Genomic DNA, 921 nt, shown 5'->3' on the forward strand with positions numbered 1-921 from the left:
ATAAAATCTTCTAGTAAGTAAATCTCCTGTTTTTTTACCAAAAATGTCTAAACTAGAATTAGATTGACCTTCAAATGGATCTAGATTATCTATAGTATAAGTATGATTTTTAACTATTTCAGTCATTGATAAGTCGGAGGATTTTATACTTTTAGGATCAATACTATTTCTCCACTACTTGCCATTACCAGACAGTTTCACTCTTATGATCACACATATATATCAAAGCGATCTACCGAACACTCTACCCAGTCTCCGGAAACAATATCTCCTGGCAATTCACCACTGAATTTTAAAACATAATCAAAACATTGTATCAGCGGAACATCCTTATCTAGTACTTGACCTACTACATAATATTCAAAATTTCCAAGACGCCCTAACGAATAAGAATGTTCCTCACTCCTAATTACCTCAGATCCTCCCATTCCATAAATAACATTAAGCTTTTTTGTAATAACATCTAACGGTTGTGAATAAGTAAAACAAACCAACTGTTTGTTATGACTGTCTACTAAAGTGATTTCCCCCTCATAGCTTGCTTCATCAAGCCAGTCAATTTTTAGTATTTTTATCATCTATCTCTCCTACTCTAAGGGTTAATTCCTAAACTAGAATCCCACTCACGCATATTTTCAATATCCTTAATATGATAGGTTGTTATTTCTCCTGTAACTTTATCAAGACCAACAATTGCATATTTCGTTCTTCCTTTTCTATTCCCACTTTTGCTAAAACCTACATACTTGTAATAAGCATTATTCTTTGAAGAATACTCTCCAGTTTGTATAACATAATTAGCATCTTTCAAATATTGTTCCATGGTGTAATTTGACTCATTAAGTGCATTAGCAACTTGTTGACCATGTTTACTATAATGTCTCTCTAACTCTCCTGGCTTAAACGCTTTTTGTGTACCAT

Annotated in this window: 1 protein-coding gene and 1 pseudogene; both read right to left on the reverse strand. The window is 32.8% G+C overall.

From position 1 onward, the window contains the following. Positions 1 to 209 precede the first annotated feature (209 nt). Entirely contained in the window at positions 210 to 578 is a 369-nt protein-coding gene (locus SORDD16_RS09810; RefSeq protein ID WP_049538464.1) for a hypothetical protein, read from the reverse strand. Positions 579 to 592: 14 nt separating this feature from the next. Further along, a pseudogene (locus tag SORDD16_RS11360) lies at positions 593 to 921 on the reverse strand (hypothetical protein); the annotation flags it as partial.

Origin of the sequence: Streptococcus oralis (assembly GCF_001578945.1) — a bacterium.
GTDB classification, from domain to species: domain Bacteria; phylum Bacillota; class Bacilli; order Lactobacillales; family Streptococcaceae; genus Streptococcus; species Streptococcus oralis_Q.